1 protein-coding gene is annotated in these 1,046 nt (G+C 43.7%); it reads left to right on the top strand.

Features of this window, described 5'->3' with window-relative positions:
- Window positions 1-1,046 (top strand): ISAs1 family transposase (locus tag ACYVGO_RS38790; protein WP_460974168.1); only part of this gene is annotated, 1,046 nt, incomplete at both ends.

Raw genomic sequence — 1,046 nt, 5'->3', positions numbered from 1 at the left:
TGGGAAGCTTTTTTTGCCAACGTGCCTGATTTTCGACTCAATCGTCGAAAGAAACATGATTTACTCGATATTTTAGTCATCACTTTGTTAGCGGTCATTTGCGGGGCAGATGACTTTGAAGAAGTCGAACTCTATGGTCGTCAAAAGGAAGCCTTTTTACGGACTTTTCTGAAGCTACCTAACGGTATTGCCTCGCATGATACCTTTAATCGAGTCTTCAAATATCTTGATAAAGAGGCCTTTGGTGATTGTTTGTACCGTTGGTCAAGTCAAATCATAGCAACCTTGGCCCAGCAGATGAATCAGATTTCCATTGATGGAAAAGTCTTACGGGGGACGGCTAACAAGGGGCATAAAAAATCCGGCTTATGCATCGTCAGTGCTTGGGTAGGTGAGTATCGACTAGTACTGGGGGAGGAAAAAGTAGCTGCTAAAAGCAACGAAAAAACAGCGATTCCTGAACTGTTAACTTCGTTGGCCTTAGTTGACTCGTTAGTTAGCATCGACGCGATTGGCTGTGAACAAACGAATGCCGATTTAATTGTGCAAAAAAAAGGGCATTATCTGTTGGCCTTAAAGAAAAACCAGCCAGTAATCTATGAGCAGGTAAGTGAGCGAATGCAACAGATGAAATCTCAATTATCTAGTGATGAGCACATTGACTTTGGTAGTGGCCGCATTGAAACTCGCCGTTGCTATGTTGAGACTAATCTGGCTTTATACGATAGCTTGCAGGCTTGGTCTCACCTGAGCAGTATTATTATGGTCGAAGCCATTCGAGATATTGACGGTGTTCAAACTCAGCAGACCCGTTTTTACTTAAGTGATCTGGCGCTAAGCCCACAAGCTTTTAATGGCTATGTGCGTCAGCATTGGCGCATCGAAAATCAACTACATTGGAGTCTGGATGTCGTTTTTCGAGAAGACCAGCAACGTATACGGGTAGGGAATGCAGCCCAGAATTTCGCTACAGTACGCAAATTAGCTCTTCAATTTCTCAACCGAGTGGAGGATAAGGAAAGCATCAAGAGTAGGCGTAAACTGGC

Source organism: Spirosoma migulaei, assembly GCF_054776855.1.
Note: the sequence above shows the minus strand (reverse complement) of the source record. Positions and strands in the feature narration are given on the sequence as shown.